Genomic DNA, 26,526 nt, shown 5'->3' on the forward strand with positions numbered 1-26,526 from the left:
ACCTCACGAACGGCGGAATCGTCGTACCGGTCACGCCCGACCAGCACCCATCCACAAGATCGTGTCACGAGTTCATAATGTCCGTTTCACTCAGAACTCCCGCCTGACCCCGTGAACACACACATGCCCCCTGTGCAGGGCAGTATCACCAGGTCAGAGGCAGTGTCAGTGGCACTGCTACGCTCCCCACCGGCCTCTGCGCAACGGAAGGTCCTCCGTCCCGCCGGAAACCGCCTCCTCTCGGACTTTCAGGAGTCGTCAGCGGGTTTTCCCCATTTTTCAGGCGTAGGCGGTGGTGTTCGGGGATCCTGTTGAGGTACCTCTGAAAACCGCTGTAAGGAGACCCCACAGTGCGCCGCCCGACCCGGAAAGCCTTCGCCACCCTCATCGCCGCAGTCGGCCTCGCCCTCCCCCTCCTCACCCCCACACCCGCCTCGGCTGCCACCGCCACCAGCCGCTTCGCGAACTACCGCTACGGTGACTGCCTGCGCGAGACCTCCGAAACCGGCCTCAAGGGCGATCGCTGCAGCACCGGACGCGGCAGCCTCCTGTGGCAGTGGAACGGCCGCCTCAACACCAGTACCACTCTTAAGAACAACTTCTGGGGCCGCTGTCTCGACAGCAATGACTCGGGCGACGTCTACCCCCTGCGCTGCAACGGCGGCTCATACCAGAAGTGGCGCACCGTCCAGCCCGCCGCCCGCAGTGCGATCATGCTCCAAAGCGTCGGCACGGGCCGCTGCCTCTACCAGCAGGACGACGGCTACTACCGCACTGCCCGCTGCGACCGAGGCGCCCAGAACCAGCGCTTCACCATCGGCTGAACGGATCTCCCGACCGCTTCAAGATGCCGCCGGGCGGGCAGCTCTTCTTTTACGCGGGGCCGGAAGGCGGTCCCTATATCATCAGCGCACTCGTCACTGGCGCCTAGCCGTCCCGCAGCATCGCGAACCGCGCCTCCAAGTACCGCTCAGCCGCTGCCAGAAGGTCCGTCGCCCCCACCTCGTCGTCTTCCTCGGCCTCCGCCCTCGCAGCCGCCTGGCGGGGCGCCAGGACGGCTTCCAGGCGGGCGATCCGTTCCTCCCGCTCCGCGAGGGCGACGGCGGCCTGCCGAACCAGGACACAGCGAGTCGACGATCCTCACTTCCCTATCGGACCGACGGCTGGCGCAGATGCTTGCGGCCAGGCCCTCGGCTTCGGCATCCCGTTCGCCCCATCCACGCCGGTCCTTCCAGCGAAGGTTCGTCCAAAGTGACGCTCCCTTCAGTAGGCCGGTGTGCGTGATGCGCCGAGGGACTCGGGGCGCCGGGCTGTTCCCGCGGTGGCAAAGGGCCCCACTCCCCCGGGTGTCAGTAGCGGCACGTACGGTCGGCGCATGACTGATCAGTGGTGGGCGGGCCTGCTCCGGCGGGTTGAGGGGGCTGGTGCAGGCCATGCGGCCGGCAAGGTTTTCGGTGCACTGGGGCACAAGTGGGTCGTGGAGGATCCACTCACCCAAGACGAGCTTGCCGAACTCGAGGCTCAGGCAGGTGTACAGCTACCGGAGGAATACCGGGCCTTCCTGCTCCACGTGGGCGCGGGCGGCGCCGGCCCCGCGTACGGCCTGTTCCCGGTTCGGCGCGTGCAGGGCCGTTGGCGTTGGGAGGGCGACGGCGCGGACCTGGCCGACCTGTCGGGGCTTGCCGAGCCGTTTCCCGACCAGGGTCCCGATCCGGAGCTACTGGAGGAGCTTCTTGCCCAACGTCCCGAGGAAGAGGACTTCGACGACATCGAGGATTTCGACGACGCCGTCGAAGCGTGGGACGAGCGATGGGAGGTCGTCATGTTCGCCCCGGAGCGTACCGCCGGTGCGATCGTGATCTCCCACCTGGGCTGTGCCCAAAGAGAGTGGCTGATCATCAACGGCAGCCACCGCGGCACGATCTGGTCCGATTGCCGGGTGGACGATGTCGACCTCGCCCCGCTCCTCGACGACGACGGCATACCGGTGACGTTCGCCCGCTGGTACACCGACTGGCTGAAGAAGGCCGAGATCACAGCCCTGTCCTAGGTCGTCGCCCTGGTCTGCTGAGCGTTGGCCAAGCGGCCCGGGTCCGCGTTTCTACGAGCGTGACTGATCGCCGAGTGAACAGTACGGCCCGGGCCGAGCCGGCCAACCAGCGCCCTCAGCCCGGCAATGCGGGAGGGCCCTTAGGGTGGGTCCGTGGCCTCTCAGTCTTCGCTCCGCATTGCGATAGCCCAGATGATGATCAGTGACGATGCCCGCCAGAACGGCCAGACGGTCCGGCGGCTCATGCGTGAGGCCGCCGGGACGGGCGCCCGCCTGATCCAGTTTCCCGAAGGCTGTCTGTCGGGCTATGCCAAGGAGCAGATCCGCAGCTGGGACCAGGTGGATTGGCCTGTGGTCGAGGACGAGCACCGTCAGGTGGCCGCGCTCGCGGCCGAGCTGCGGCTGTGGCTGGTATTGGGCAGCGCCCACCGGCTCAACGCGCCGCATCGCCCACACAACAGCCTGTACGTGATCGCTGACGACGGACGGGTTGTGGACCGCTACGACAAGCGCTACTGCTCCAACACCGAGATCCTCGGCTACTACACCCCTGGGTTCACGCCGACCACCTTCTCCGTCGACGGCTTCAAATTCGGCTGTGCCCTATGCATCGAGATCAATTTCCCGGAACTGTTCCAGGAGTACGAACGCCTCGGCGTGGACTGTCTGCTGCTGTCGGCCTATCCGGTCGATTCGATCTTCGAGGTCAAGGCCCGGGCGCATGCCGCGATCAACAACTATTGGCTGGCGATGGCCACACCGGCGCAGACGACCGGTCTGCTCAACTCCGAGCTGATCGGACCGGAGGGGACCGTCCTGGTAAGGGCTGACGCCGCGACCGAGTTGATCATCGGCGAGTTGGATCGCCGCACGCCTGAGCTCGACATCGCCCTCAACAAGGCCCGCCCCTGGCGAGCCAGCGCCCGGCAGGGCGACATCTACCGCAGCCGCCGCGTCTCCGATCCGCGGAGTGAAGATCGGACCACCTTCTGACAGCCGACACGCCCCGCCGTGGCACCCGGCACGGCGCTGTGCCGGGTGCTTGCCGGTGGGCGGTCGAGCGCGCTTGCGCCTGGCCGCACGGCTTCCGGTGACCTCGCGTCCGCGGGAACGGCGGTCCGGCAACCCCGAGGCGTTCCTCAAACTCGCCTGCTGCCTCAAGCACCCACCGCCAGATTCGCTCGCTGTGCGGCAGCAGTCCACAGGAAACAGGGGATGCGTGACGCCTCATGCGCAACGCACACAACTCCCCATGCCCATAGGGCAATCGATGGCCCGTCGCGGAGCGGGCACCGGCATGGTGGCTTCTTCGCATACTGAGAGGCATGGCCCTCTATGACACGCTCGGCGCGACCTACGGCCGGACCCGGCAGCCAGATCCGCGGATCGCGGCGCAGATTCACGCCGCGCTCGGCGACGCCGCGGATGTGATCAACGTAGGAGCGGGCACCGGGTCCTACGAGCCACCACAGACGGCACTCGCCGTCGAGCCCAGCCAGATCATGCTGGCCCAGCGCCCACCCCGGTCCGCGCCCGCCGTGCGTGCCACCGCCGAACAACTTCCGCTGTGCGACAACGCCGCCGACGCCGTCATGGCTCTGCTGACCGTCCATCACTGGAGCGACCTTGCGGCCGGCATCGCCGAACTCCGACGGGTCGCGCGCCGCCGCGTCGTCATCCTGACCTGGGACCAGCAGATCTTCCGCGAGCAGTTCTGGCTCGTGCGCGAGTACCTCCCCCAGGCCGCCGCCTTCGACGACAACCGCGCCGTCCCGATCGACCGGCTGGTCACTCTGCTGGGCGGGGCACATCAGGAGCCCGTCCATGTCCCGCACGACTGCACGGACGGGTTCGGCGCCGCATACTGGCGCCGCCCCCACGCCTACCTCGACCCACACGTGCGTGCCGGAATCTCCATGCTCGCCCAGACCGGAGAGGACGCCCTGACTCCCGGCCTGGCAACGCTCGCCGATGACCTCGCGACCGGCCGCTGGCATCACCGTCACGCCGACCTGGTCGCACTCGACACCGTCGACGTCGGCTATCGACTACTGGTATCGGACACCTGACCTGTGTCAGGAAGACGCCGGAACCGTAACCACCGCCAGGCCACCTCACTGTGTCGGCGGTTCTTGGTGAGCCAGGGCCCTCACGTGGACACACCCGAGCTCGGTCGGCTGACGAATACGGTCGTGAGTCAACGGGGCGACGACGACGGCCATTGACCGCGGGACAGGTCGTGATCGAGCAGCCGATCGCTGACATCGCCGTCGTAGAAGAGGTCCGGGCCGAACTCGTCACCGAAATGCTTCGCCAGCAACGACGAGAACAGCAGGGCGGCTGACTGCGGCCGGTGGTTCATGACGAGCTGACTGGTCTCGCCCGCCTCGTTGAAGTACACGACGACGAAGTTGTAGATCTCGATTCCGCCCGGGCGGTAGATCTCGCTTCCACGGATGGTGGAGCGGTAGTCCTCCAGGAAGAGCTCGCCACGCTTGCCGAAGAAGCGGAAGTCCTGGAAGGCGTAGTTGCTTCGCGCGAAGCCCAGCAGCTTCCCTACCTTTTCCTTGCCGAGAACTTCACCGTTGGCGAAGTTGCCCTGGAGGATGACGTCGTCGGCCAGGTTGTCAAGCCACTCAGGGTAGTAGTCCAGGTGGGGTGCCTGGTTGTGGGGTGCCTGGCCCTTCGAGCCATCTGTGGGCCTGTTCGATGCGGTCATGGCAGTTGTCTCCTCGTTCGTATATTGATTCGGGATTCTTCCGAGTTCGGGATGTCGAGGAAGAATTCATTATTTCCTGATTGCGGGATTCGTTTCCCAGAAGGCCGGCACAGCACTTCGCGCTCTTTACCAGCGAAGCATTCGCCCTGCTACCTGGAAAACTAAAGCATCACATGGCCGGGAAGGCTTCATGAGTCATTTCATTTCCTACTTGGAACAGTTCCTCTGACAAACAGAATCGTTGACCGCAACGGTCGCTGTCCAACGAAAGTCGGTGACTGAACCGATCTCGCCGAGAGATAAGTCAGGGGCCCTGGAGGACACTGGGAGGGTGGAACTGCGCCAACTCGAACACTTCGTCACCGTCGCCGAGGAAGCGAACTTCACCCGTGCCGCCGCCCGGCTGCACGTCGTCCAGTCCGCGGTCTCCGCCACGATCAAGAACCTCGAGCGGGAACTGGGCACGCCGCTGCTGGAACGGACCACCAAGCACGTCCGGCTCACTGATGCCGGTGCCGCCCTGCTCCCCCGCGCCCTTGCCGCTCTCGACGCCGTCCGGGAAGCCGTCGACGCGGTGGCCGAGGTCCGCGGAGGGCTGCGCGGCACCCTGCGGCTGGGCACGATGACCACGGTCGGGTTGATCGACTTTCCCGCGCTCCTCGGTGAGTTCCATCGGCGTCACCCCGGCGTGCTCCTGCAGACCAGCGCCGCCGCCTCCGGCTCCCAGGGCCTGGTCGACGCCCTCCTCGAACGGCGACTCGACCTCGCGTTCGTCTCCCTGCCCGGACCGCCCCCGACAGGCCTCACGCTCACCGACCTCACCACCTCGGTACTCGACCTCGTCGTGCCGGCCGACCATCCGCTCGCGAATCGCCGCACCGTGCCGATCACCGAACTGGACGGCCTGGACTTCGTCGATTTCCCCGTGAGTTACGGCATCCGGACCATCGCCGATCAGGCCTTCGCCGCCGCCTCCGTGACCCGTCGTGTCGCCCTCGAGATCACCGACCTCCCCACCGGCGTGGCCTACGTCCGCAACGGTCTGGGCGTGGCGCTCCTGCCACGGCCCGCCCTCGCCAAGGCCGAGGACGTCGCCACGTTGACCGTCAGCGACGTCAACCTGGACTGGCCGTTCTCCCTGGCCGCTCCCTCCGAACGGACGCCCAGCGCCGCAGCACGCGCTCTGATCGCGATAGCCCACGAATTCCTCATCTGGCGGGGCTGACCATTGCCTGGGGCGCCTGTCGCGAGAGGCTGCGCCATTTCGGCAGGCGGCTGCGGCTGTGGTGCGACCCCGCTCGCGCGGCCGTGGACGACGCCGGCTCCGCCCCGATCACGAAATCGGCGATCCTCGCTTCGCCCCCGGGACATCCGCGTCTTCACCCGTCCCGAGGAGGCCATGGCCTGGTTCGCGGACCTCTGACGTCCCGTCGGACGCGGTCCTCCGCTCAGCGCAGGCCCGCCTCCTCGCCCGGTCCGCCGGGCTCTGACCGCTGCGGTCTCGGACCCGGCAGGACCCGCCGCTCGGGGTCGGCACCACCGGGGCAGCCCGGCCCCGCCGTCAGCACCAGCACCTCGTCCTCGGCGTGCCACACGCGCCGTTCGGACATGCCCGGAGACAGCCGTACGGCTCCGTACCGGCGTGCTGCCCGCGGCATGCGCGCGTGATAGCCGATCGCGCACTCGCCGCGTTCCAGTGCCGCCGCGACCACCGTGGCGAACGCGGCCTCGCAACCCGGGAGTACGTAGTGGTCGGCCGTGCGCAGGGCGAGCGCTCCGCCGCGCACCGTGAAGATCTCCTCGAACACGGGGGCGAGTTCGGGGGCGTGCGCGATCTGGGCCATGACCAGGGCGGTGAGTTCCCCTCGGACGACGACGTCGGAGGCGTGGCCGAGCGGGGCGACCGTGCCACTGCGACGGTCGCGCATCTCCGCCACCACCGGCAGCACCCGGCCCGTCCGTTCCTCCCACGCCCGCAGGGTCAGCAGCGCCAGCAGAGTCGGGGCGTCGGAGCCCTCGGGAGCGGTTCCGTGGTCCGTGCCGAGGGCGATCACGCTGTCGTAGGCGGACAGTTCGAGGCCGTGCAGGGCCTCGGGGGCGGCCAGGTCGCGGGTGTGGTGGGTGACGGCGAGCGCCGGGGCGGCGGTGTCGGGGCCCGGGGTTCCCTGTCGCGCGAGGGTGAGTTCGAGGTCGGTACCCGGGTCCGTGACGACGTCGAGCGACGAGCCCGGACGGACGGTTCGGCACAGGGCGTCCACGATCATCGGTGCGCGGCGGTTCCACCCCAACAGCAGGAGCCGGGAGAGCGGTTCGGGCACGGGCCCGGTCGGTGCGAGGGCCGTCGTGTCGACCAGTGCCCAGCGGTCCAGGAGCGGGGCGGGCCGGTCGTCGTGGGCGACGGTGACGAGCCGGTCCCCCGGTTCCACAACCGTTCGGGGCGCCGGGGTCAGCAGGGGCCGGCCGTCCCGCCGTAGCAGCCCGACGGCGCAGGACGTGTCGAGGCGGAGGGCGACCTCCTCGAAGGACAGCCCGACCGCCTCCGGTACATCGGTCACATGGAACTCCGCCCCGGAGAAGTCGAGGAGGTCACGCAGGACCGACGGCATCCCCGGGCGCCGCGCGGACTGGACGAGCAGCCGTGCGGCGGTCCGGTCGGTTTCGAGGACCGTGCCACGCGGCCCGACGGCCAGCCGCGCGGCGGGCAGATAGCGACCGTCGTGCACCGCCGCCACCACCCGCGGCCCGGACCCGTCGGCCAGCAGGGTGCGCAGCGCCAGCAGGGTCCGTACGGTCGTCAGATCGCCGTGCGCGTCCTCGGCGGGCAGCACCACCACCGCTCTGGCCGCGGCCGGTGTGACCAGCGCCAGGTCATCGGGGTCGGTGAGAGTGCCGCTGCGGCAGACGAGCCGGACGCCCTCGGTGGCGCCCAGGGCGGCCGTGAGCGCCGTCTCCGTCTGGGCCGGGTCCCGGTCGGCGAGCACGGTGATCACATGGCGTCGGCCGCCGGCCCGTCCGGCGATCAGTTCGCGGATGACGGTGACGATCTGGTCGTTCCAGCCGATGACCACGTCGTGGTCGCGCTCCAACACCCGGGAGCGGCCGCGCCGCAACTCGGTGAGCTGTTCGCCGAGGCCCGTCGTGACGACTCCGACGACGGTCGACACGCACAGCAGGGCGATCAGGCCGAGCAGTCCGGACAGCAGCATCCGCGCCGGCGCGCCCGTCACCGCGCCGAGCCGCAGGGTCTCCGCGCTGGTGCGCCACACCTGGGCGAGGCGGCCGGAGAAGGAGTGCGGCGCGTCGGGGTCGGTCCACACCAGCAGGGTGCTGACGGGGACGACGACGGCCAGGCAGCTGACGGCGAGCCAGCCGAGCAGGGTCCCCGTACTGCGAGCGAGTGTTCTGTCGAACAGGTAGCGCGCCCGGTGCCGTAACGGAGTCCGCTCCTGCCCTCGGTCCACATCAGCCTCCTGATCTCCGTGCACGCCTCCGGGAGTCGAAGCGTGCCGGGCCAGGACACCGCGACACGCCGTCCGACCGGGACTTTCACACTTTCGGGCAGCGTCGGGCGGCTCAAACGCGGGCGGGGCGGCAGGGTTTCCCGACCGTGCCGGGCAGGGTCTCCGCGCCGGCTCAGTGCGGGAGCGTGTCGGGCGCGACCGGGGATGTGCCGGGGTTCCGCGGTTCTGCGCGGCGAGCATCAGCCCGCCGCTCGTCCCCGCGGTCAGCAGGCCTGCGGTCATGACGGCGAGGTCGACACCGGGCCCCGAGGCTCGGGCTGTACCTGGCAGCGGCTACTGACAGCGTCCCTTCGGGCTGTCCAGAGCAACGGCCCATCGGCGGTTCAGCGAGTAGCCGAAGGCTCGGGTGGGGGCCAAGCTCCACCGAGTGGCGCTCGACGAGCTGGGTGAGAGGGCTCCGGCTGAAGCAGTCCACCTGTTTCCGGTTTCGCCGTCCGTCGTCCGCCGGGCGGCTGGCGGCTGGCGGCTGGCGGCTGGCGGCTGGCGGCTGGCGGCTGGCGGCTGCGGAAAAATCGGAGACAGGTCGGTCAGCCGTTGCCCCTGTGGCGGCGTTCGAGCATCAGGAAGATCATGAAGCCGGCGACGAACAGAAGCACTCCGACGACCAGGAACGGCACCGGCGCGTACTCGTCGGTGCATGTGCTCCCACCAGCCGTCGCGTGACACACGTTCCCGGGGCCTCCCCTGTTCAGGTAGGCGAGATAGAAGGCCGGCAGGGCCAGGCCCGCGACACCTCCGACGATGGCGGCCCTGGGCCCCTTCCGGAGCAGGAACACCGCGGCCACGGCGGCCAGGGCGATCAGGGCGATGCCCACCGTCAGCAAGGCCGCCAGACCGAGGGCCAGACACCCCCCGACCGCGAGCCACGCCAGGAACCAACCCCACTCAGTCGCACGACTCTGGTCAACCTCGTCTGCGACAACACCCTCACCTTGCACGGCGCCCCCTGTTTCGAGGTGAGACTACGACGAACGCTCAGGCGAAGAGCAATTCACTTTAGCGCCGCGGTGTGATCGCGGCACAGAGGCGGAACCGGCCTGACTACCCCTCATCGGACTCCTGGTCGGCGGCTTCGTTGGCGCGGTCGATCTCGGCCATGTGCTCCTCCGCCCAGGTCCGCAGCCCCGCGAGCGCGACTTCCAGGGACAGCCCCAGTCCGGTGAGTCGGTAGAAGACCCGCGGCGGCACGGTCGGTTCGACCCGACGCGACACCAGCCCGTCGCGGGTCAGGCTTCGCAGCGTCACGGACAGCATCTTCTGTGAAACGCCGGGCATCCGGCGTCTCAGCTCCGCGAAGCGCACCTCGTCCGGCGCGGCATCGGCGAGGGTCTTGACGGCCATGGACGTCCACTTCGTACCGATGCGGTCCAGCAACTGCCGCGTCGGGCAATGGGGATCGAACAGATCGCCGCGGACCCCGCGACCGGCGGCCCGGGCTCCTCGGGTGGTCACCTGTGGCTCACCACCTTCCCTGAAAGTGCCGTCTAGGAAGCGGGCGGACAGTTACCTATCGTTCTGTGGTCACCAATGGTAACCAGCCGGAGAAGCCGTCATGCCCGTCACCACCGCACACCACCTGCGCCGCATCGCGACGAACGGCGTCCAACTCAACGTCGCAATCACCGGGGACGGACCTGCGGTTCTCCTGCTGCACGGCTTCCCGCACACCTGGCAACTCTGGAGCGGCATCATGGACCGACTCGCCGGGCAGTACCGGGTCATCGCCCCGGACCTGCGAGGCTTCGGTGCCAGTACTCGTGCCATCGAGGGGTACGACGCAGGCACCCTCGCCGCCGACGCCGCAGGGCTGCTCGACGCACTCGGTGAGCCCTCGGCAGCAGTGGTCGGCATCGACGCGGGCACCGCCCCCGCCGTCCTGCTCGCGCTGCGCCGCCCCGGCCTCGTCCGGCGCCTGGTCGTGATGGAGGCACTGCTCGGCCGCCTGCCCGGAGCAGAGCACGTCGTCGCGGGCGGCGCCCCGTGGTGGTTCGGCTTCCATGCCGTCCCCGGCCTCGCCGAGACCGTCCTGGCCGGCAACGAGACCCCGTACATCGACTGGTTCCTCGACTCGGGGACGCTCGGGCGAGGAGTACCCGACGACATCCGTGCGGCCTTCGTCCACGCGTACACCGGGAGCGAAGCCCTGCGCTGCGCGTTCTCCTATTACCGGGCCCTGCCCACCAGCGCGCGGCAGATCCAGGACGCCGTCGCGACCGCTCGGCTGACCATGCCCACCATGGCCGTCGGCTCTCACCCCGTCGGTACCGGCCTCGAACACCAACTCCGTCCCGTCGCCGATGACCTGGTCGGACACCATCTCCAGGACTGCGGGCACATCATCCCCCTCGACCGCCCCGACGCATTGTTCGCGCTCCTTGCTCCCTTCCTCTCCGCCGATCTGCCGAAGTGACTGAAGCGGGGCCGAAGGATCACGGTCGGCGCTTCGGGCGTTCGTCCCACCGGTGAGTGGTCCAGGACCACCGGATCAGGCTGCGCACGGTCAAGAGTGGGGCGACGAGGCCTACTTGTCCCACCGTCGATTCCCGCTAGCGTTGGGGCGCCAGGTCAGCAGCTCCCGCCTCTCCCTCACCGCAGGAGGCTTCCGTGCCCATCCGTCCTCGCCGGCTCGTCGTCCCCGCTCTGCTCACGGCGGCCGCCCTCGCCGTCGCGGCTCCGACCGCCCAGGCCAGCGGCACCAAGATGACCCAGTCGGCCGCCGCTTCGAAACTCTCCGCCGCCGGCATCACCTGGAGCTCCAGCGGCAACTGCACCACTCGCTCCAACTCCACGTGCACGTCGTTCGACCAGATCAACTCCGGCACGGTCGACGCCATGATCACGCTGAAGCGGGCCAGCGGCTGTGCCATCAACATCACCGGCGGCACGGAGGTCGGCCACGCCTCCGGCACCTACAGCCACTACAACGGCTACAAGGTCGATCTGGCGCACAACTCCTGTCTCGACGGCTACGTGCACAACAGCTTCACCTACATCGGTTACCGCGGTGACGGCTACCCCCAGTGGCAGGCCGCCTCCGGCAACCTCTACTGCGACGAGGGCAACCACTGGGACGTCACGGTCTACTGAGTCCCGCGGCGGGGCTCACGCGAAACACGGCCTGGAGCCGGCGGGTCGCCGTCGATGGTGCGCAGGAAGTGGTCGGCGCCCTCCGGCTCGGCCGGCCGGCCCAGCTCCGGCCAGGAACCGTCGTGGAAGCCGATCCGGAACGTGGCGAAGCCCCGCGGCCGGATCGCGTCTCCTCAGCGCGCGCCGACCCGCGAGCTTCTGCCCACTATGGCGTGCGGGTTGGTGGTGGCCGCTGCGGTCGGCGTTCTCCGGACCCGCACGGCTGCGAAGGCGGTTCAGCACGCTAGCCAGGCGGGAATGGTGGGGGGGCAGCCATCGCGGCGGCCGCGGAGAAGTAAGTGGTGAGGTCGGTCGACGAGTTGTGCCAGGGCGGTGTACCGGCCCCTCCCGAGGGCAGTCCACAGCTCACGAGGAGTTCGAACACTGAGTGAGTCGACTGCCGCAGTCAGAGGCGGCGGCTGGCACTTGCCCGCACCGCGTTGTTCCTCCACGCCGCCGGTTGCCGGTGCCGTTCCCGCGACGGATGAGAAAACATGTTGGCTGGACTCCGGCGAGCTGCGAAGATCCGTCTGTTTCCCAGCGGAGGACATTTGTTCGTTTTCGTGTGTGCGGGATGCGGCGCCGAGTTGACCACCCTGCTGTCCCCGGTCTCGCTGCCAGTCCACGCCCGTCAGAAGTACGGGAACGGAATCCAGCTTCCGGTGCTCATGCAGTCGGGGACGTTTGCCGGCGGGACGACGGCCGCCACACCAGACTGCTCCGGGCATCCCCGGTGAGGTTCAAGTCTGTGGAGCCAGGGCTGGGACGGCCAGGCGCGCGAGGTGCGGCGGGGGCGTGTGACGGTCTGCGCGCTTCTTCCCTCTGGTCAGCAGGGGTGCTGCTTGCCGGGTGCCCTGGGTGTCGTCTGGGACCGTTGCGCTCATGACCATCACACACAATCCCGGGACTCGTCTCGGCCGCGTGGCCGTGACCGTGGGTGCCGCCCTCGCGCTCTTCACCGCGCTGCCGATGAGCAGTGCCTACGCCGCGTCCGGCACGTTCTTCTACAGCTCGTCGGTGGGGGACTTCAAGATCGCCGACCCGGCCCTCGGTGTGTGCGAGCCCGTCCACGGTGGTGCGACCAGCGCCTCGAACCAGACCAACGCCACTGCCACCCTGTACTTCGACACCAACTGCGGGAACCCCTGGGGCAGCCTGCAGCCGGGCCAGTTCACCAGCTTCTCCGGCGATCTCCCCAACAGCGTGAGGTTCGGCTCGTAGCCGCCTTCCTTCAACTGCCGGACCGCCCTCGATCCCGCTCCTCGCAGCCGTACTCGTCGGTGGTGTCGTGGCGCCTGCTCACGTCCCAGGCCGGGCACAGCCCACTACCCGTCACCCCCGGCGTCGGGAGTTGCCGCTCAGTCGAGAAGGAGTGTCACGACGCCCGAGCCAGCGGCGCGTCCGAGGTACCGGAAGGCGAAGGACTGGCCGTCTTCCAGGGCAACGGGCCGTTCAAGGGTGATCGTCGCCTCGCCCCTGTGGAGCGGATGCAGCACGCCTGTTTCCGGGGTCAGCGTCACTTCACCCGTTACTGCGGCAGTGCGGATGTGGAACTGGAGCCGCTCACCGGTGCGCACTTCAGCAGCGCCCTGCTCCTCGGACAACAGTGTGAGGTCCGCTGCGAAACTGACGTGTTGGCTGATTGAGCCCGGTGCCGCGAGCACCTGTCCTCGCTCAACCGCGTCGGCCGCCACCCCACGCACCACGAGGCCCACGTTCATGCCTGCACTCGCCTCGTCGATGTACCCACGGCTGGCCTCGATGTCCCTGACGGTGCCGGTCGCCTCGCCACCGAAGCCGACGATCTCCACCTCGTCGCCCTTGCGAACCCGCCCTCGCTCGATCCGGCCGGACAGCATGACCACCCTGCCCTGGTCCCGGCAGAAGACGTCCTCGATATGCATCAGGAACGGCTTTCCCGGTGCATCCATCAGGACTCTCCCGCTCAACTACCAGCCGCAACCGGAGTGCCGAGGCTAACAGTGATCACTGACCGTGCGGAATCGTGCCCCCATCGGTGCTCCGGCCCACCGGACAGGCCCCTGTGCGCTCCGCTGTGCGGCAATTGCCGGACGGATTCTCGTTGCGCACCGACGTGGCAGGTCAGCCTGGTGCGGGCCGCCAGGAGGCTTCGGCGGCCTGAGCGGTGGGGTGGGTGGGGAAGACCTGTTCCAGGCCGACGATGCGGAAGATCCGGCTGACGCGGTCGGGGACCGCGGCCAGCGCGATGGCCGCGTCGGCTGCCAGGGCGTGGTTGCGCGCGGCGATCAGCACGGTGATGCCGCTGGAGTCGCAGAACGTGATGCCCGAGAGGTCGAGGACGAGTTGCTGGCCCGGCCTCAGATCGAGTCCGGGCAAGGCGGCACGGACTTCGGGTGCGGTGTGGTGGTCCAGGACTCCGGCGAGTTCGATCACCGCTCCGGTGGTGGTGGCACGGGTGTGGAGGGTCAGGTGAGGAGTCACTGCTGCTCCTCACTGGTGGGACGGGGCACGTGGACGGCCAGGACGGCGACGTCATCGTCGATGCCGGTGCCGAAGGTGTCGAGCAGGTCGCGGACCGCGCCGATCGTGACCGACGCGGTGGCAGGGGCCAGGGCACGGCCGAAGTCGAGCAGGGCGTCGTCGCCGTAGCGGTCCTCGGCGCCGGTGGGGGTGTGTGCTTCGGTCAGGCCGTCGGTGTGCAGCAGCAAGGTGTCGCCGGGCGCGAGGTGGAGGGTGGTGGTGGCGATGTGGGCGTCCGGCAGGACGCCGATGAGCTGCCCGCCAGGGGTGTGCAGGAAGTCGGCACTGCCGTCCGCGCGCATCAGCAGGGCCGGGGGGTGTCCGCCGCTGGCCAGGGTGACACGGAACCCGCCCCGGTCGTGATCCGGGGTGAGCAGGCCGAAGACGACGGTGCAGAACCGGGGGTCGTCGCCGTTGTACTCGTGGCTCAGCACCGTGTTCAGGTTGGCCAGGACGGCGGCCGGGTCGGGGTCGTAGACGGCGGCAGCGCGCAGGGTGTACCGGGCCAGGGAGGTGACGGCCGCCGCAGCGGCGCCCTTGCCGCACACGTCGCCAAGGAACAGCCCCCAGGTACCGGTGGCCAGGGGGAACAGGTCGTAGAAGTCGCCGCCGACCTCGTCGGCAGAGGCGATGTGGTAGTAGGCGGACACGTCGAGGCCGGGTACGTTCGCCAGCGCCGGCGGCAGCAGGGTCTTCTGCAGCGTGGTGTTCAGTAGCTTGAGGCGGTCGCGTTCCTGGTCGGCCTCGTTGCGGGCGCGCAGCAGTTCGGTCTCGTAGGCGCGGCGCTCGCGGGCGTCGAAGACGGTGGTGCGGATCAGCCGCGGCTGCCCGTCGCTGCCCGTTTTCACCACCGAGGTGACCATGACCGGCAGGCGGGAGCCGTCGGCGGCCTTCAGTTCCAGGGCGATGCCGCTGATCTCGCCCTGCATCTGCAGCAGAGGGGCGAAGTGGGTCTCGTGGTAGAGCCGGCCGCCGACGGTCAGCAGGTCGGAGAAGTGCCTGGCGCCCACGAGGTCGTCGCGCTCGTAGCCGAGCCAGTCCAGCAGGGTGGCGTTGACCTTGGCGATCCGTCCGTCCAGCAGGGTGGAGAGGTAGCCGCACGGCGCGTGCTCGTAGAGGTCTTCGGCGCTGTCCTCCAGCAGGGAGGAGAACTGGGCCTGCTGGTCCGCCGGCTCCCGGTCCTCGCCCGGTCTTCCGCATTCCTCTTGGTCTTGGTCGCCGTTCTTGCACATCATCCGACGGCTCCCGCGAACGCGGCGATCGCCGCGGCGGTCTCTTCGGGCGCGGCGAGCTGAGGGCAGTGTCCCGTCGCGTTCAGCGTGACCAGCTTGCTTCCCCGTATCCGCGCGTGCATGTACGCGCCGACCTCCGGCGGGGCGATCGCATCACGGGAACACTGTGCGATCAGCGTGGGCACTCGCACCGATGGGAGATCGGCGCGGTTGTCGGACAGGAAGGTCACCCGCGCGAAGACCCGGGCGATGGCGGGGTCGGTACGGCAGAAGCTGTTGGTCAGCTCCTCCCCCAGCTCCGGCCGCTCCGGGTTGCCCATGATCACCGGGGCCATGGCGCCCGACCATCCCAGGTAGTTCGCGTCGAGGGACTCCAGCAGCTCGTCGATGTCCTCGGCGCTGAACCCGCCCCGGTACCCGGTGTCCGGGTCGTCGATGAAACAGGGCGAGGGGGCGAGCAGTACCAGTCCGGCGAACGCCTCGGGCTCCCTCGCGGCAGCCAGCACGCCCATCATCGCGCTCACCGAGTGCCCCACGAACGTGACGGGGCCCAGCGCCAGCTCCCGGCACAGTTCCAGCACGTCATCGGCGTACCCGTCCATCGACGCATAGCGTTCCGGGCTCCACGCCGACAGCTGGGAGTTCCCCGAGCCCACATGATCGAAGAGGACCACGGTGAAGTCGCGCTCCAGCGCGGGCACCACCAGACGCCACATGTTCTGGTCGCACCCGAACCCGTGCGCCAGCATCACCACCGGCCCACCAGCGCGCCCGGTCACCGTCACATGGTTCCTGCTCCGCACGTCCATACGGCCCATGCTCCCAGACCCCACTCCGGCCCTCCGCGTGATCACGCGTCGTGGGTGCCTCGCCGGCCCGGCACGCGACCGGCCCGGCCTACGAAGCTACCTCGGAGCTGGTGGGTGTGGCCGTCGACGGCAAGGCCGTAAGTGGCCGCCGTACGGGTGAGAGGGCGCCCATCAGAGAGCGCGGCGCCCGGTGCACGACTCCTGCACCCACCGACCTGGGCTGCGCCGCGCCAGGATGCGCACATACGTGGAACAGGCCCACTGATATCGCTGGCCCGCAGGGAGATCTGCCCGGTCTCCCGGACGGTGAAGTTGTCCTCTTGGCGAGGCGACGACCGCCGGCGATCCATGGGAGAACCGTATGCGGGACCTCTGACAGTGACGGGCGCGGAACGAGGTACTGCAGACCATCCATGGACAGCGAGGGCGATTCCGTCCGCGGACTGATCTCGCCCCAGTCGCCCAGGATCCGGTAGCCGACCCTGGAAGGGGACGTGTCCTGCACCAGGGCCGGCCCGACTGTGCTGTCGGCCGGACGGGCTGGGTGCACTCAAGTCCACCAAGGAGTCGGGGGTCTCCTGGATTTCGACGTGGAGGTTGCTTCCGTACCGTCTGCGTCATGAGTCATGAGCCGCACAAATCATTGGAAACGCACACGAGTTGGCGGGCGCGGCGAGGGCTCGCCGGAGTGGCCGCCGTGCTGCTCGCCGCGCTCGCGGTCGCTCCGGTCGCCGCGGCCGGTGAGCAGCACCACGGCCCCCGGGGCACCCTCGTCTCGGTCACCCCGGTCGCCGACCGCGGAATCCGGCAGGTCAAGGAGTTCCTGGCCGGGCAGGACGTCGCCACCGACCCGGTGCGTCACGGCGTACGGGCGTACCGGCTGACCTACCGGACCGTGGATCCGTACGGCCGGCCGACGACCGCGACCGGACTCCTCACCCTCCCCAAGGGCGGGGCGCACCGCCTCGACCTGGTCTCCGACACACACGGCACGATGGTCCACCGCCTCTACGCGCCCTCTGCGAGCGAGGACTTCGGCCGGATCCCGTCCTATCTGAACGCGGGTGCGGGGCGTGCGGTCGCCGCGCCCGACTATCTGGGGCTGGGGGAAGGACCGGGACTGCACCCGTACATGGACACCGCCTCGTCCCTGACGGCCTCCGTCGACATGCTGCGGGCCGCCCGCACGGCCGCGGACCGGCTCGGCCGCCCGCTCACCGGCGACGTGTACGCCACCGGGTTCTCACAGGGCGGCCAGGTCGCGATGGCGCTCGGGAAGGCGCTGGCGCAGGGCGCCGACCGCCACTTCCGGCTCAAGGCCCTCGCGCCGGTCAGCGGGCCGTACGACCTTGAAGGCCAGGAGATGCCGGGTCTGTACGACGGCCGGGTCAACGACACCAGCGGCGTCTTCTACATCTCGTACTGGCTGGTCGCGCAGAACCGCCTGCACCCGATCTACAAGGACCCCTCCGAGGTCTTCCGCGCTCCGTACGCGAGTCGCGTCGAGTCCCTCTTCGACGGGAACCACGAGCAGGAAGACGTCGTCAAGGCGCTCGCCCCCTCGGTGAAGCAGCTGTTCACGCCCGCCTTCCACGAGCGGCTGCGGCACCCGGCCGGCCCCCTGCTGGACGCGATGCGATCGGCCGACCACACCTGTGACTGGAAGCCTGACGTGCCGGTGCGGCTGTACGCCGGCGACCGCGACACCGACATCCCCATCGGCAACACCCGCACCTGCGCCGACACCCTCGCCGGCCAGCGGGCGACGGTACGGGTGGTCGACCAGGGGAACGTTGACCACTTCGGCTCGCTGGCGGTGTCGGCACCGCAGGTCGTACGGTTCTTCGACACCGTACGGAGGGGCGTTCAGGCGTAGGCGTCCTCAACGGCGACTCGTCGCACCGTACGCAGAGTCGACTGGAGAGTGTCCAGATCGGTTGAGCCCAGGGCGAGGCGGATCGCCTGCGGTGTGTGGATCGAGGTGGTGAACGGCTCTGCCGTGGTTACCGAGATGTGCTGACGGGCGAGGGTGGCGGTCAGGCGATCGGCGCGTGCGTCGTCGGGCAGCGGGAGCCATGTGAAGTACGACGAGGGGTGGCTGATGAGCGGCAGTCCTGCCAGCTCCTGTCCGGCGAGTGCCTGGCGGGCCCTGGCGTCGTCTCGTTTCCGCGCCTCCAACTGGTCCACCGTGCCGTCGTCGAGCCAGCGGCAGGCGATCGCGGTGGTGAGGGCCGGGGTGTTCCAGGTGGTCGCCCGAATCGCGCGTTCGAGCGACGGCACGGCGGCAGGCGGGGCGACGACGAAGCCGACCCGGAGGCCGGTGGCGACACTCTTGGACAGTCCCGAGACGTAGACGGTGATGTCCGGCGCGGTCGCGGCCAGAGGCGGTGGAGGGTCCTCGACCAGGTAGGCGTAGGAGGCGTCTTCGATGATGAGGGGACCGTGCTGTCGGGCGATCTCGACCAGGCGGGTACGGTCCGTTGCCGGCATGACCCACCCCAGCGGGTTGTGCAGGGTGGGCATGGTGTAGATCGCGCGCACAGGGCGGGTCGCGCACAGCTTCTCGAGGGCGTCGAGGTTCGGTCCGTCGGCGGTTGCGGGTACGGGTTCCAGGTCCAGATGGAAGGCATGCGCGAGCACCTTGAAACCCGGGTAGGTGAGCGCGTCGACCGCGACGACGTCGCCGGCGTTGAGCGCGGCCATGACGGTGACGGCCAGGCCGTGCTGGGCACCGTTGGTGATGAGGATCCGATCCGCGTCCGTGGTGATCCCTCGACGCCTCAGGTGCCGTGCGATCGAGGCTCTGTCCTGGGGGCGGCCTCGATGCGGTTGGTAGCGCAGCAGCGAGTCGATGTCACCGGAGGTGGCCACCTCTCGCAGGGCCTGCCGAAGGAGATCGGCCTGCCCGGGCAGCGACGGATAGTTGAAGTTGAGGTCGACCGCATCCGTCGCGATGACCTGCTGATCGATGCCGTGGCCGGCGGGAACCGCGATCTCTCGCACGAACGTACCGCGGCCCTGTTCGCGGCTCACCAAGCCCATCGTCTCCAGCTCGGCGTACACCCGGGTCGCGGTCACCACGGCGATGCCCTCACGGGCGGCGAGCCCGCGGTGCGTGGGCAGCCGTACGCCCGCGGCGAGCCGGCCGGTCCGGATGTCGGATGCGAGCGCGTCGACCAGTGCTTTGTACCGCGAGGCTGCCATGCACCGGATTGTACGCATGACAATTCTTTGACTGTCCTGTTCGCGGCTCCCTACCGTCAAGACCCCACCCACCGGACACCCGGAAAGGACAGCCGCCGTGCACATCGCCATCCTCACCTTCGAGGGCTACAACGAGCTCGACTCCCTGATCGCGCTCGGTGTGCTCAACCGCGTCAAGAGCGACGACTGGCGCGTCACCATCGCCACCCCCGGCCCCAAGGTGACGTCGATGAACGGGGTGGTCATCGAGCAGATGTCCACTCTTGAGGAGGCGTGCGCCGCCGACGCCGTCATCGTCGGCAGTGGCATCGCCACCCGCGAGGTCGTCGAGGACCCCGCGATCATGAACGTCCTGCGCGACCTGGACCCCTCGCGCCAGCTCATCGCGGCGCAGTGCTCCGGCGCGCTCGTACTGGCCAGGCTCGGCCTGCTCGACGGAATCCCCGCCTGCACCGACCTGATCACCAAGCCCTGGGTCGTCGCCGCCGGCGTCGAGGTACTCAACCAGCCCTTCTACGCCAGGGACAACATCGCCACCGCCGGCGGCTGCCTGGCCTCGCACTACCTCGCCGCCTGGATCATCGCCCGCCTCGCGGGCAAGGAGGCCGCCGACGCCGCGCTGCACTATGTGGCCCCGGTCGGTGAGAAGGAGGAATACATGGAGCGCGCCTGGGGCAACATCACTCCCTACCTGCCTGCTCCCGCGCCGGCGCTCGTCTGAACACCAGTCGCAGGCGGCGACCGGCCGGAAAGCCCCCTCGGCAGCCTGGCCGGTCGTTCGCGGCCCGACACCCACCGGACCCTTGGACAGGGAGGTCTCGAAGCGATGCACGACGCGGAGAAGGACGCGGCGTCCGGCGGTGCGCAACCGGCACCGAGCGACCATCGACCGGGCATGAACCGTGACGAGGTAACGGCTGCGATCGTCTCCAGCAGACTGGCCAAGGGCATCACGTGGCAGCAGCTGGCTGACGCAATCGGCCGGCCGCTGGTGTGGACCACCGCGGCACTGCTCGGGCAGCACCCGCTCCCGCCCGACAGCGCGCGTCAGGTCGCCGAACTGCTCGAGCTGCCCGCGGAAGCCGTGCCGGTGCTCGCCGCCGTTCCGTATCGCGGCGGCCTTCCCACCGCGGTGCCGACCGATCCGACGATCTACCGCCTCTATGAGGCACTGCAGGTCTATGGGCCGGCCTTGAAGGAGCTGATCCACGAGCAGTTCGGCGACGGGATCATGAGCGCGATCAACTTCAAGCTGGACATCGGGCGCACGATCCACGACGGGGCCGAGCACGTCGTCATCACCCTCGACGGAAAGTTCCTGCCCTACAACTGGCCCAGTGACTGAGGTCTTCCTGCGTGGCCTCCGAGCGGATGCCGGGGCCACGGGATCCGCTATGCCGTTGCCTGGTCGTTACGGTGTGGCCGGCGCTGTCCGTGACACCGCCGCGGTAGCGGTGAAGAGCGCGTGGACGGCCGCCTGCACCTGATCGGCGACCACCTCGGGGCTGGAGGTGTCGAGTTTGCCGTCGAGGTGCAGGAACGCCAGTCCGTGGACGAGGGCCCACACCGTGACCGACAGTGCGTCAGGATCGGCGCCCGGGAAGGCGCCGCTGACGATACCGCGGACGTATTCGGAGACGGCGGCGGCCGCGCTCACCCGCTCCTCGCTGTTCGGGTCGCAGGGCTCCGCGAACATCACCCGGAACAGCGCCGGGCGCTCCAGCGCGAAACGGACGTAGGCAACGGCGACCGCCGCGAGCCCGTCGGGAGTAGTGGGCGAGGGATGCGCCGCGGCCAGGTACTCGGCGAGTTCGCGGTAGCCCTGCGCGGCGACGGCGGAGACGAGCGCGTCACGGTCCGCGTAGTGGCGGTAGGGAGCGGTCGCCGACACGCCGGCCCGCCGCGCCACCGCCCGGAGGGACAGGCCGGCGCTGCCGTCCTCCTCCAGCAGTTCCCGCGCGGCGCGCAGACAGGCAGCGCGCAGATCACCGTGGTGATACGAACTGCTCGCTTGCGGCATAGCTCACACTCCCTCATGTTTACGTCGCTTACATCATTGCCCTAATGTGAACGCCGTATACATCGTAGGCGATCGAGATCGAGAGGAGAACTCGGATGACCAGCAAGCTGTTCTCGCCCTTGTCCCTGCGCTCCGGGCAGGTGCTGAACAACCGGATCGCGAAGGCGGCCATGGAGGAGAACATGGCCGGAAACGGCCAACTCCCGGGCAAGGAGCTGTTCGGGCTGTACCGGCGCTGGGCCACCGGTGGCACCGGACTCCTGATCACCGGCAACGTCATGGTCCACGCCGAGGCGCTGACCGGTCCCGCCGGCGTGGTCCTCGACGAGGCGGCACCGCTCGAGCCGTTCATCGAATGGGCCAAGGCCGGCAAGGCCGGTGGCGGGGCGATCTGGATGCAGATCAACCACCCCGGCCGCCAGATCGGATCCGACATGCCCGGCGTCGTCTGGGGTCCGTCCGCGGTCGCCGTCGACCTGGGCAAGCACAGCGGCCGTTTCGGCCGCCCCGTCGCCATGACGCCCGAGCAGATCCAGGCCACCGTGACCCGGTACGCCGTCACGGCCCAACGCGCCGAGCAGGCGGGCTTCGACGGCGTGGAGGTCCACGCCGCGCACGGCTACCTCCTGTCGCAGTTCCTTTCCCCCCTGGTCAACAAGCGCACCGACCAGTGGGGCGGATCGCTGGAGAACCGGGCCCGGATGCTGCTGGACATCGTCCGCGCCGTGCGCGCCGCCGTCTCCCCGTCCTTCGCGGTCGCGGTGAAGCTCAACTCCGCCGACTTCCAGCGTGGCGGTTTCGACGCCGACGACGCGCGTCAGGTGATCGAGATGCTCGCACCGCTCGGCGTCGACCTGGTCGAGCTGTCCGGCGGCAGCTACGAGAGCCCGGCGATGTCGGGCCGGCCCGCCGACACGCGCACCCAGGCCCGTGAGGCGTACTTCCTCGATCTGGCGAAAGACCTGGTCAAGACCAGCCCGCTGCCTCTGATGCTCACCGGCGGCATCACCCGGCACGCCACCGCCGAGAAGGTCCTCGACAGCGGCGTGGAGATCATCGGAATGGGCACGGCCCTCGCCGTCACCCCGGACCTGCCCGACCGCTGGCGCCGGGGGCACGAGGCCGACGCACAGCTTCGTCCGGTGACCTGGTCCGACAAGTCGCTCGCCTCGGCCGCCGGCATGGCGCAGGTCCGCCACCAGATGCGCCGCATCGCCCGCGGCAGCCGCCCCACACCCCGCACCCACCCGGCGTTCGCCCTCGTCGCCGAGCAGCGCAGGCAGCGACGGGCCCTGCGCCGCTACCGTGCCTGGCTGTCCGCGTCACAGGACGCCGCGTAGGGATGCCATCGGGCAGGTCCGGGTGGCGACGCAGCCGCACACCTGGCCGGCCGGTGTCGCTCGTGAGACGTAGGACCCCACGACGTGCTCCAGTTCACACGCCCGGACGGCGTCAACGGAGGAACAGACAAGGGCAGTTCGCTGTTCTTCTGTACGTGGCTGCGGAGGGGACGGTGTCCCCGGGCCTCACCTACAGCCCATGGGGACGATCGTCCGGCTGAAGCCCCATGGAGCACCCCGCCGAGAGGCGACCGCCCTCCGCACGCCACCACCTTCGGCCCCGGCTGGCCTCCCCCGTCCAGCCGGGGCTTTCCCTGTACGGACCCCGATCCGGGCGCTGGGTCCTGGTCCCCCTGGGAAAGCGAGCGTGGTGGCGAACGCGCGGCGCGTGTTCACGGGTCCCTGGGGTCCACGGGTCCACGGGTCCACCGGTCCACCGGTCCACCGGTCCACCGTGACCGGATCGGTCCGCACCCGGACCCGATGAGACCTTTCGCCGCTCCGGCCCCGACGGTCAGGCTTGGGAGCATGACACGAGCGCTGATCGTCATCGACGTCCAGGAATCCTTCCGCGCCCGCCCGCTGTGGGAGACCATCTCCAACCCGAAGATCGCCGACCAGGTCGACCGACTGGTCCGGCTCGCCCGCCAGGCCGGCGACCTGGTGGTGTGGGTACTGCATTCCGAGCCCGGCAGCGGCGATGTCTTCGACCCCGCCCTCGGCCATGTCCGGCTGATGGAGGAGCTGCAGCGCCTGGACACGGAACCACTGATCCACAAAACCTCGCACAACGCGTTCACCACCACCAACCTGCAACAACTCCTCACCGAGCGCGGCATCCACGAGCTCACCGTCTGCGGCATCCGAACCGAGCAGTGCGTGGAGACCACCACCCGCGTCGCGAGCGACTTCGGCTACTCGGTCACTTTCGTCGTCGACGCCACCGCGACCAACCCCATCCCGCACCGTGACGCTCCCGCCGACCAGAGCGTGGCCGACCTGCTGTCGGACCCCCGCACCCTGAGCGCCGAGGAGATCATCAGGCGCACCGAGTACGCCCTCGCCGGACGCTTCGCCACCATCGCCACTGTCGGGCAACTGGAGGCTTCGGCCGGACCTCGGGCATGATGACCGGATCGTGAGCCACATCGCCTTCCTCCTGGTGCCCGGACTCCATCTGCTGGACCTGGCAGGTCCGGCTCAGGTCTTTTCCACGGCCGCCGACTTCGGGCAGCCCTACACGCTCAGCTACGTCGCCGAGCAGCCGCTGGTCCCCACCGCTCAGGGCCTGCCCTTGGCGGCCGGGCTCGACTGGCCCGAGCTGAGCCCCGAGGACATGATCGTGGTGCCCGGCTGGCGCGCGCCCACCCTGGCAGGCGGCCCTGCCATCGGCGCGGCCTCCCTGCAGTCTCTGCGGGACCACCACGCCAGGGGCGGCACCGTTGCCAGCGTCTGCGCCGGAGCCGAGGCGCTCGGCCGGGCCGGCCTGCTCGACGGCCGCCGCTGCACCACCCACCACGATGTGCAGGACGAGCTCGCCCGCCGCTACCCCAGGACGACGGTCATCCGCGACGTTCTGTACACCGCCGACGACCGGGTGGTCACCTCGGCCGGCATCGCCAGCGGCATCGACCTGGCCCTGCACCTCATCGCCACCCGGCACGGCCCTGCCCTCGCCGCACAGGTGGCCCGGGACATGGTCGTCTACGCCCGGCGCAACGGTCATGACCCGCAGGCCAGCGCCATGCTCAGGTACCGATCCCACCTCGACGACACCGTCCACCACGCCCAGGACCTGCTGGACGCCCGCTTCGACCAGCCGCTGCCCCTGGCCACCCTGGCCGCGACCGTGGGAGTGAGCGAACGTACCCTCACCCGCCTCTTCACCCGCGCCACCGGCGGCCTCACCCCACTGCGCTATCAGCAGACCCTCCGTCTCGAACGCGCCGAGCACCTCCTCACCCACGGCGCCACGGTCGATGCCGCCGCCCGCGCGGTCGGCTTCGAGGACCCGCGCATGCTGCGTCGCCTGCGAGCACGCGAGCACTGACCGGCGGCAGCGCACGCCACGACGGAGAACGTTTCCGTCGGCTCGGGTCCGCGGACGGCGATATCTCCACACGGAACCGAACGCTCAACTCCTGCCGTAAGCAGGGTCTTCAGCGGGGATCCGTCCCGCTGGCCGCGCCTCGCCCAGTCGCTGGCCGAGGCACAGGTGCGCGGGCCGGGGTATGGCCGGCCGAGGTGTTCGAGGGGACGGAGCCCGACGGGTCGACCCATGGTGCCTCCTGGTCCGCTGTGGCGAAGGCATGCTTTCGCGTGAGCGTGATCACGGTCAGGCTGAGGACTCCGAGCGCTGCCGCGGCGATGGCGTCGGCGGTGATGCTGACGCGCTGCAGGAGTGTGCCGCCGATGATGCCGCCGAGTGCCATGGCCGCGTTCCACAAGGTCACCAGGATGGCTTGCGCGGTTTCGGCGATGGCTGGGCTGCGTTGCATCCCGGCATGACCGGCTGCGGTCTGAAGGAGCGTGGGTGTACCGCCCCATCCCAGGCCCCACGCGACGGCTGCCACCCAGACGATGGCCTGTGCCGTGGTGACGGCGAAGGCGGCCGTGGCGACAGTGAACAGGGTTGCGGCGGTCAGCGCGAGCCCACGAAGGTGGCTGTCGATGTGACGGCCGGTGTACCAGATGCTGACCAGGCATGCGATGCCGAAGGCCAGCAGGATCGCGTCCACTGCGGTGGCGAGGCCGGCGTGCCGTAGGTACGGCGCGATGTACGCGTAGATGATCGTGTGGCCGAGGACGAAGGTCACGACGACGACCATGATGGTGCTGACCCCAGGGACCCGGAGCGTCTGCCGGGTGGTCGGCTGCGGCTCTTCTGCTGCTGTCGTCGGCCGGCTGATGGCGGGAACGCTGAACCTGATCCACCCGAGGACGGCGGTGGTGATCAATGAAACGGCGGCGAACGACGCTCGCCACCCGATCTGTTGCCCGATCAGCGTCCCGGCGGGAACACCCAGCGACAGCGCCAGGGGGATCCCGGTCATCGCGATCGCGATGGCACGGCCTTCCTGACCGGGAGGCGCGATACGCCGCGCGTATCCGGCAAGGATGGCCCACGCGAGTCCGGCGGCGACGCCGGCGAGGAACCGTGCGACGAGCAGGACCGTGTAGCCGGGCACGGCAGCGGTGAGCGTGTTCGCGACCAGGAATACGGTCATGGCGCCCAGCAGCAACGGCTTGCGCCGGATTCCCGCTGTGGCAGCGGCCACGGGTATGGCGGTCAGGGCTGTCCCGGCGGCGTAGACGGTGACGGCCTGGCCCGCCGCACCGGAGCTGACGCCGAGAGAGGAGGACATCTGCGGGAGGACGCCCGCCGGGAGGGTCTCGGTCAGGCTGGTGATGAAGACCGCGGTGCCCAGTGCCAGGAGCGCGGACCAGGGCAGGGCGTCACGTCTTGTCGGAGAGGCTGTTGTGGTCGTCATGCACTGATCGTGAAACCCTCACATTGATGTGATGGTCAAGCTCGGGCCCCGCGGTTACTCTCGAGCATGTGCGGATCGGTGAACTGTCCCGCCTGACGGGCGTGCCCCGGCGCCTGCTGCGGTATTACGAGGAGCAGGGCCTGATCGTGCCGGATCGGTCGATGAACGGGTATCGGGACTACGACGAGCGGTATGCGGACCGCGTGAAGCAGATACGCGGTCTGCTGGCGGCAGGGTTGCCGACCCGGATCATCAAGCAGATCCTGCCGTGCCTGGACAAGCCCAGGTCCATTCACTTCCCGGACGCCACCCCCGAGATGCTGGCGTTGCTGACCTCGGAACGGGACAAGCTCACCGACCGGATCGAGGTGCTCACCCGTAACCGGGACGCGATGACCGAGTACTTGGGCGAGGTGGAGCAGCACCGCGCCCCGGTTGCACCCGGTCAACTGCGCAGCACCTGAAGCCAGACGAAGCCGGCGGCTTCGTTCAGCGTGGCCAATCTGGCCTCC

General features: G+C 69.3%; 26 protein-coding genes. 15 read left to right on the forward strand and 11 right to left on the reverse strand.

What is annotated here, in order from left to right:
• The first annotated feature begins 350 nt into the window (after nt 1–350).
• The 4 genes from ACWDGI_RS20960 to ACWDGI_RS20975 all read left to right on the forward strand — a co-directional run bounded on the left by ACWDGI_RS20960 (nt 351) and on the right by ACWDGI_RS20975 (nt 4,119).
• Complete coding sequence (locus ACWDGI_RS20960; protein WP_450761061.1) at nt 351–824, forward strand: RICIN domain-containing protein; 474 nt, start codon at nt 351–353, stop codon at nt 822–824.
• A 551-nt stretch (nt 825–1,375) separates the two neighbouring features.
• Complete coding sequence (locus ACWDGI_RS20965) at nt 1,376–2,050, forward strand: SMI1/KNR4 family protein (RefSeq protein ID WP_450761063.1); 675 nt, start codon at nt 1,376–1,378, stop codon at nt 2,048–2,050.
• A 153-nt stretch (nt 2,051–2,203) separates the two neighbouring features.
• The gene (locus ACWDGI_RS20970) at nt 2,204–3,043 is read left to right on the forward strand and encodes a carbon-nitrogen hydrolase family protein (protein ID WP_450761065.1); all 840 of its coding nucleotides are present in this window, start codon (nt 2,204–2,206) and stop codon (nt 3,041–3,043) included.
• A gap of 332 nt (nt 3,044–3,375) precedes the next feature.
• Entirely contained in the window at nt 3,376–4,119 is a 744-nt protein-coding gene (locus tag ACWDGI_RS20975; protein ID WP_450761066.1) for a class I SAM-dependent methyltransferase, read from the forward strand.
• 128 nt (nt 4,120–4,247) lie between these two features.
• Here ACWDGI_RS20975 and ACWDGI_RS20980 read toward each other — a convergent pair whose 3' ends face one another.
• Nucleotides 4,248–4,769, reverse strand: a complete 522-nt coding sequence (locus ACWDGI_RS20980) for a hypothetical protein (RefSeq protein WP_450761068.1) — start codon at nt 4,767–4,769, stop codon at nt 4,248–4,250.
• A 331-nt stretch (nt 4,770–5,100) separates the two neighbouring features.
• Here ACWDGI_RS20980 and ACWDGI_RS20985 point away from each other — a divergent pair, with 331 nt between their 5' ends.
• Nucleotides 5,101–5,994: a LysR family transcriptional regulator gene (locus tag ACWDGI_RS20985; RefSeq protein ID WP_450761070.1), complete on the forward strand. Its 894-nt coding sequence runs from the start codon at nt 5,101–5,103 to the stop codon at nt 5,992–5,994.
• 223 nt (nt 5,995–6,217) lie between these two features.
• Here ACWDGI_RS20985 and ACWDGI_RS20990 read toward each other — a convergent pair whose 3' ends face one another.
• The 3 genes from ACWDGI_RS20990 to ACWDGI_RS21000 form a co-directional block, all read right to left on the reverse strand.
• The gene (locus ACWDGI_RS20990; protein WP_450761072.1) at nt 6,218–8,230 is read right to left on the reverse strand and encodes a CASTOR/POLLUX-related putative ion channel; all 2,013 of its coding nucleotides are present in this window, start codon (nt 8,228–8,230) and stop codon (nt 6,218–6,220) included.
• A 587-nt stretch (nt 8,231–8,817) separates the two neighbouring features.
• On the reverse strand, nt 8,818–9,228 hold the full coding sequence (locus ACWDGI_RS20995; protein ID WP_450761074.1) for a hypothetical protein: 411 nt from the start codon (nt 9,226–9,228) through the stop codon (nt 8,818–8,820).
• Between the two features lie 103 nt (nt 9,229–9,331).
• Nucleotides 9,332–9,742, reverse strand: a complete 411-nt coding sequence (locus tag ACWDGI_RS21000; protein ID WP_450761076.1) for a winged helix-turn-helix transcriptional regulator — start codon at nt 9,740–9,742, stop codon at nt 9,332–9,334.
• A 100-nt stretch (nt 9,743–9,842) separates the two neighbouring features.
• On the opposite strand from ACWDGI_RS21000, the gene ACWDGI_RS21005 reads away from it, so the two are divergent.
• The 3 genes from ACWDGI_RS21005 to ACWDGI_RS21015 all read left to right on the forward strand — a co-directional run bounded on the left by ACWDGI_RS21005 (nt 9,843) and on the right by ACWDGI_RS21015 (nt 12,637).
• A complete protein-coding gene (locus ACWDGI_RS21005) occupies nt 9,843–10,700 on the forward strand; it encodes an alpha/beta fold hydrolase (protein WP_450761078.1) in 858 nt (285 codons plus the stop codon).
• A 194-nt stretch (nt 10,701–10,894) separates the two neighbouring features.
• Entirely contained in the window at nt 10,895–11,377 is a 483-nt protein-coding gene (locus ACWDGI_RS21010) for a hypothetical protein (protein WP_450761080.1), read from the forward strand.
• Between the two features lie 921 nt (nt 11,378–12,298).
• Nucleotides 12,299–12,637 (forward strand): hypothetical protein, encoded by a 339-nt coding sequence (locus ACWDGI_RS21015; RefSeq protein WP_450761082.1) that lies wholly within the window; start codon nt 12,299–12,301, stop codon nt 12,635–12,637.
• A gap of 137 nt (nt 12,638–12,774) precedes the next feature.
• Here the strand turns inward: ACWDGI_RS21015 and ACWDGI_RS21020 are convergent, their stop codons facing one another.
• From ACWDGI_RS21020 to ACWDGI_RS21035, 4 genes are all read right to left on the reverse strand, one after another.
• Complete coding sequence (locus ACWDGI_RS21020; RefSeq protein ID WP_450761084.1) at nt 12,775–13,347, reverse strand: EF-Tu/IF-2/RF-3 family GTPase; 573 nt, start codon at nt 13,345–13,347, stop codon at nt 12,775–12,777.
• 172 nt (nt 13,348–13,519) lie between these two features.
• Nucleotides 13,520–13,879 carry an STAS domain-containing protein gene (locus ACWDGI_RS21025; RefSeq protein WP_450761086.1) on the reverse strand — a complete coding sequence of 120 codons (360 nt, stop codon included), beginning with the start codon at nt 13,877–13,879 and terminating at the stop codon, nt 13,520–13,522.
• Entirely contained in the window at nt 13,876–15,150 is a 1,275-nt protein-coding gene (locus tag ACWDGI_RS21030; protein ID WP_450761377.1) for a PP2C family protein-serine/threonine phosphatase, read from the reverse strand. Before ACWDGI_RS21030 ends, ACWDGI_RS21025 begins: the two co-directional genes overlap by 4 nt.
• Entirely contained in the window at nt 15,150–15,959 is an 810-nt protein-coding gene (locus ACWDGI_RS21035; protein WP_450761088.1) for an alpha/beta fold hydrolase, read from the reverse strand. The genes ACWDGI_RS21030 and ACWDGI_RS21035 overlap by 1 nt, the downstream gene beginning before the upstream one ends.
• A gap of 619 nt (nt 15,960–16,578) precedes the next feature.
• Between ACWDGI_RS21035 and ACWDGI_RS21040 the strand changes: the two genes are divergently transcribed.
• On the forward strand, nt 16,579–17,835 hold the full coding sequence (locus ACWDGI_RS21040) for an alpha/beta hydrolase family protein (RefSeq protein ID WP_450761090.1): 1,257 nt from the start codon (nt 16,579–16,581) through the stop codon (nt 17,833–17,835).
• Here ACWDGI_RS21040 and ACWDGI_RS21045 read toward each other — a convergent pair.
• Nucleotides 17,826–19,163, reverse strand: a complete 1,338-nt coding sequence (locus ACWDGI_RS21045; protein ID WP_450761092.1) for an aminotransferase-like domain-containing protein — start codon at nt 19,161–19,163, stop codon at nt 17,826–17,828. The two genes, ACWDGI_RS21040 and ACWDGI_RS21045, sit on opposite strands and share 10 nt — an antisense overlap.
• A gap of 97 nt (nt 19,164–19,260) precedes the next feature.
• Here ACWDGI_RS21045 and ACWDGI_RS21050 point away from each other — a divergent pair, with 97 nt between their 5' ends.
• A complete protein-coding gene (locus tag ACWDGI_RS21050) occupies nt 19,261–19,884 on the forward strand; it encodes a DJ-1/PfpI family protein (protein WP_450761094.1) in 624 nt (207 codons plus the stop codon).
• 174 nt (nt 19,885–20,058) lie between these two features.
• Nucleotides 20,059–20,508 carry a cyanase gene (gene cynS / locus ACWDGI_RS21055; protein ID WP_450761379.1) on the forward strand — a complete coding sequence of 150 codons (450 nt, stop codon included), beginning with the start codon at nt 20,059–20,061 and terminating at the stop codon, nt 20,506–20,508.
• Between the two features lie 66 nt (nt 20,509–20,574).
• Here the strand turns inward: cynS and ACWDGI_RS21060 are convergent, their stop codons facing one another.
• Nucleotides 20,575–21,183, reverse strand: coding sequence for a TetR/AcrR family transcriptional regulator (locus ACWDGI_RS21060; RefSeq protein WP_450761096.1), 609 nt, complete (start codon nt 21,181–21,183; stop codon nt 20,575–20,577).
• A 95-nt stretch (nt 21,184–21,278) separates the two neighbouring features.
• On the opposite strand from ACWDGI_RS21060, the gene ACWDGI_RS21065 reads away from it, so the two are divergent.
• The 3 genes from ACWDGI_RS21065 (at nt 21,279) to ACWDGI_RS21075 (ending at nt 24,573) form a co-directional block, all read left to right on the forward strand.
• The gene (locus ACWDGI_RS21065) at nt 21,279–22,523 is read left to right on the forward strand and encodes an NADH:flavin oxidoreductase/NADH oxidase family protein (protein WP_450761098.1); all 1,245 of its coding nucleotides are present in this window, start codon (nt 21,279–21,281) and stop codon (nt 22,521–22,523) included.
• A gap of 528 nt (nt 22,524–23,051) precedes the next feature.
• Nucleotides 23,052–23,651, forward strand: coding sequence for an isochorismatase family protein (locus tag ACWDGI_RS21070; RefSeq protein WP_450761100.1), 600 nt, complete (start codon nt 23,052–23,054; stop codon nt 23,649–23,651).
• Between the two features lie 10 nt (nt 23,652–23,661).
• The gene (locus ACWDGI_RS21075; RefSeq protein ID WP_450761102.1) at nt 23,662–24,573 is read left to right on the forward strand and encodes a GlxA family transcriptional regulator; all 912 of its coding nucleotides are present in this window, start codon (nt 23,662–23,664) and stop codon (nt 24,571–24,573) included.
• Between the two features lie 109 nt (nt 24,574–24,682).
• Here ACWDGI_RS21075 and ACWDGI_RS21080 read toward each other — a convergent pair whose 3' ends face one another.
• Nucleotides 24,683–26,014: an MFS transporter gene (locus tag ACWDGI_RS21080; protein WP_450761104.1), complete on the reverse strand. Its 1,332-nt coding sequence runs from the start codon at nt 26,012–26,014 to the stop codon at nt 24,683–24,685.
• Between the two features lie 68 nt (nt 26,015–26,082).
• On the opposite strand from ACWDGI_RS21080, the gene ACWDGI_RS21085 reads away from it, so the two are divergent.
• Nucleotides 26,083–26,478: a MerR family transcriptional regulator gene (locus ACWDGI_RS21085; RefSeq protein ID WP_450761106.1), complete on the forward strand. Its 396-nt coding sequence runs from the start codon at nt 26,083–26,085 to the stop codon at nt 26,476–26,478.
• The last annotated feature ends 48 nt before the right edge of the window (nt 26,479–26,526 follow it).

The sequence above is a fragment of the Streptomyces sp. NPDC001220 genome (assembly GCF_053597895.1).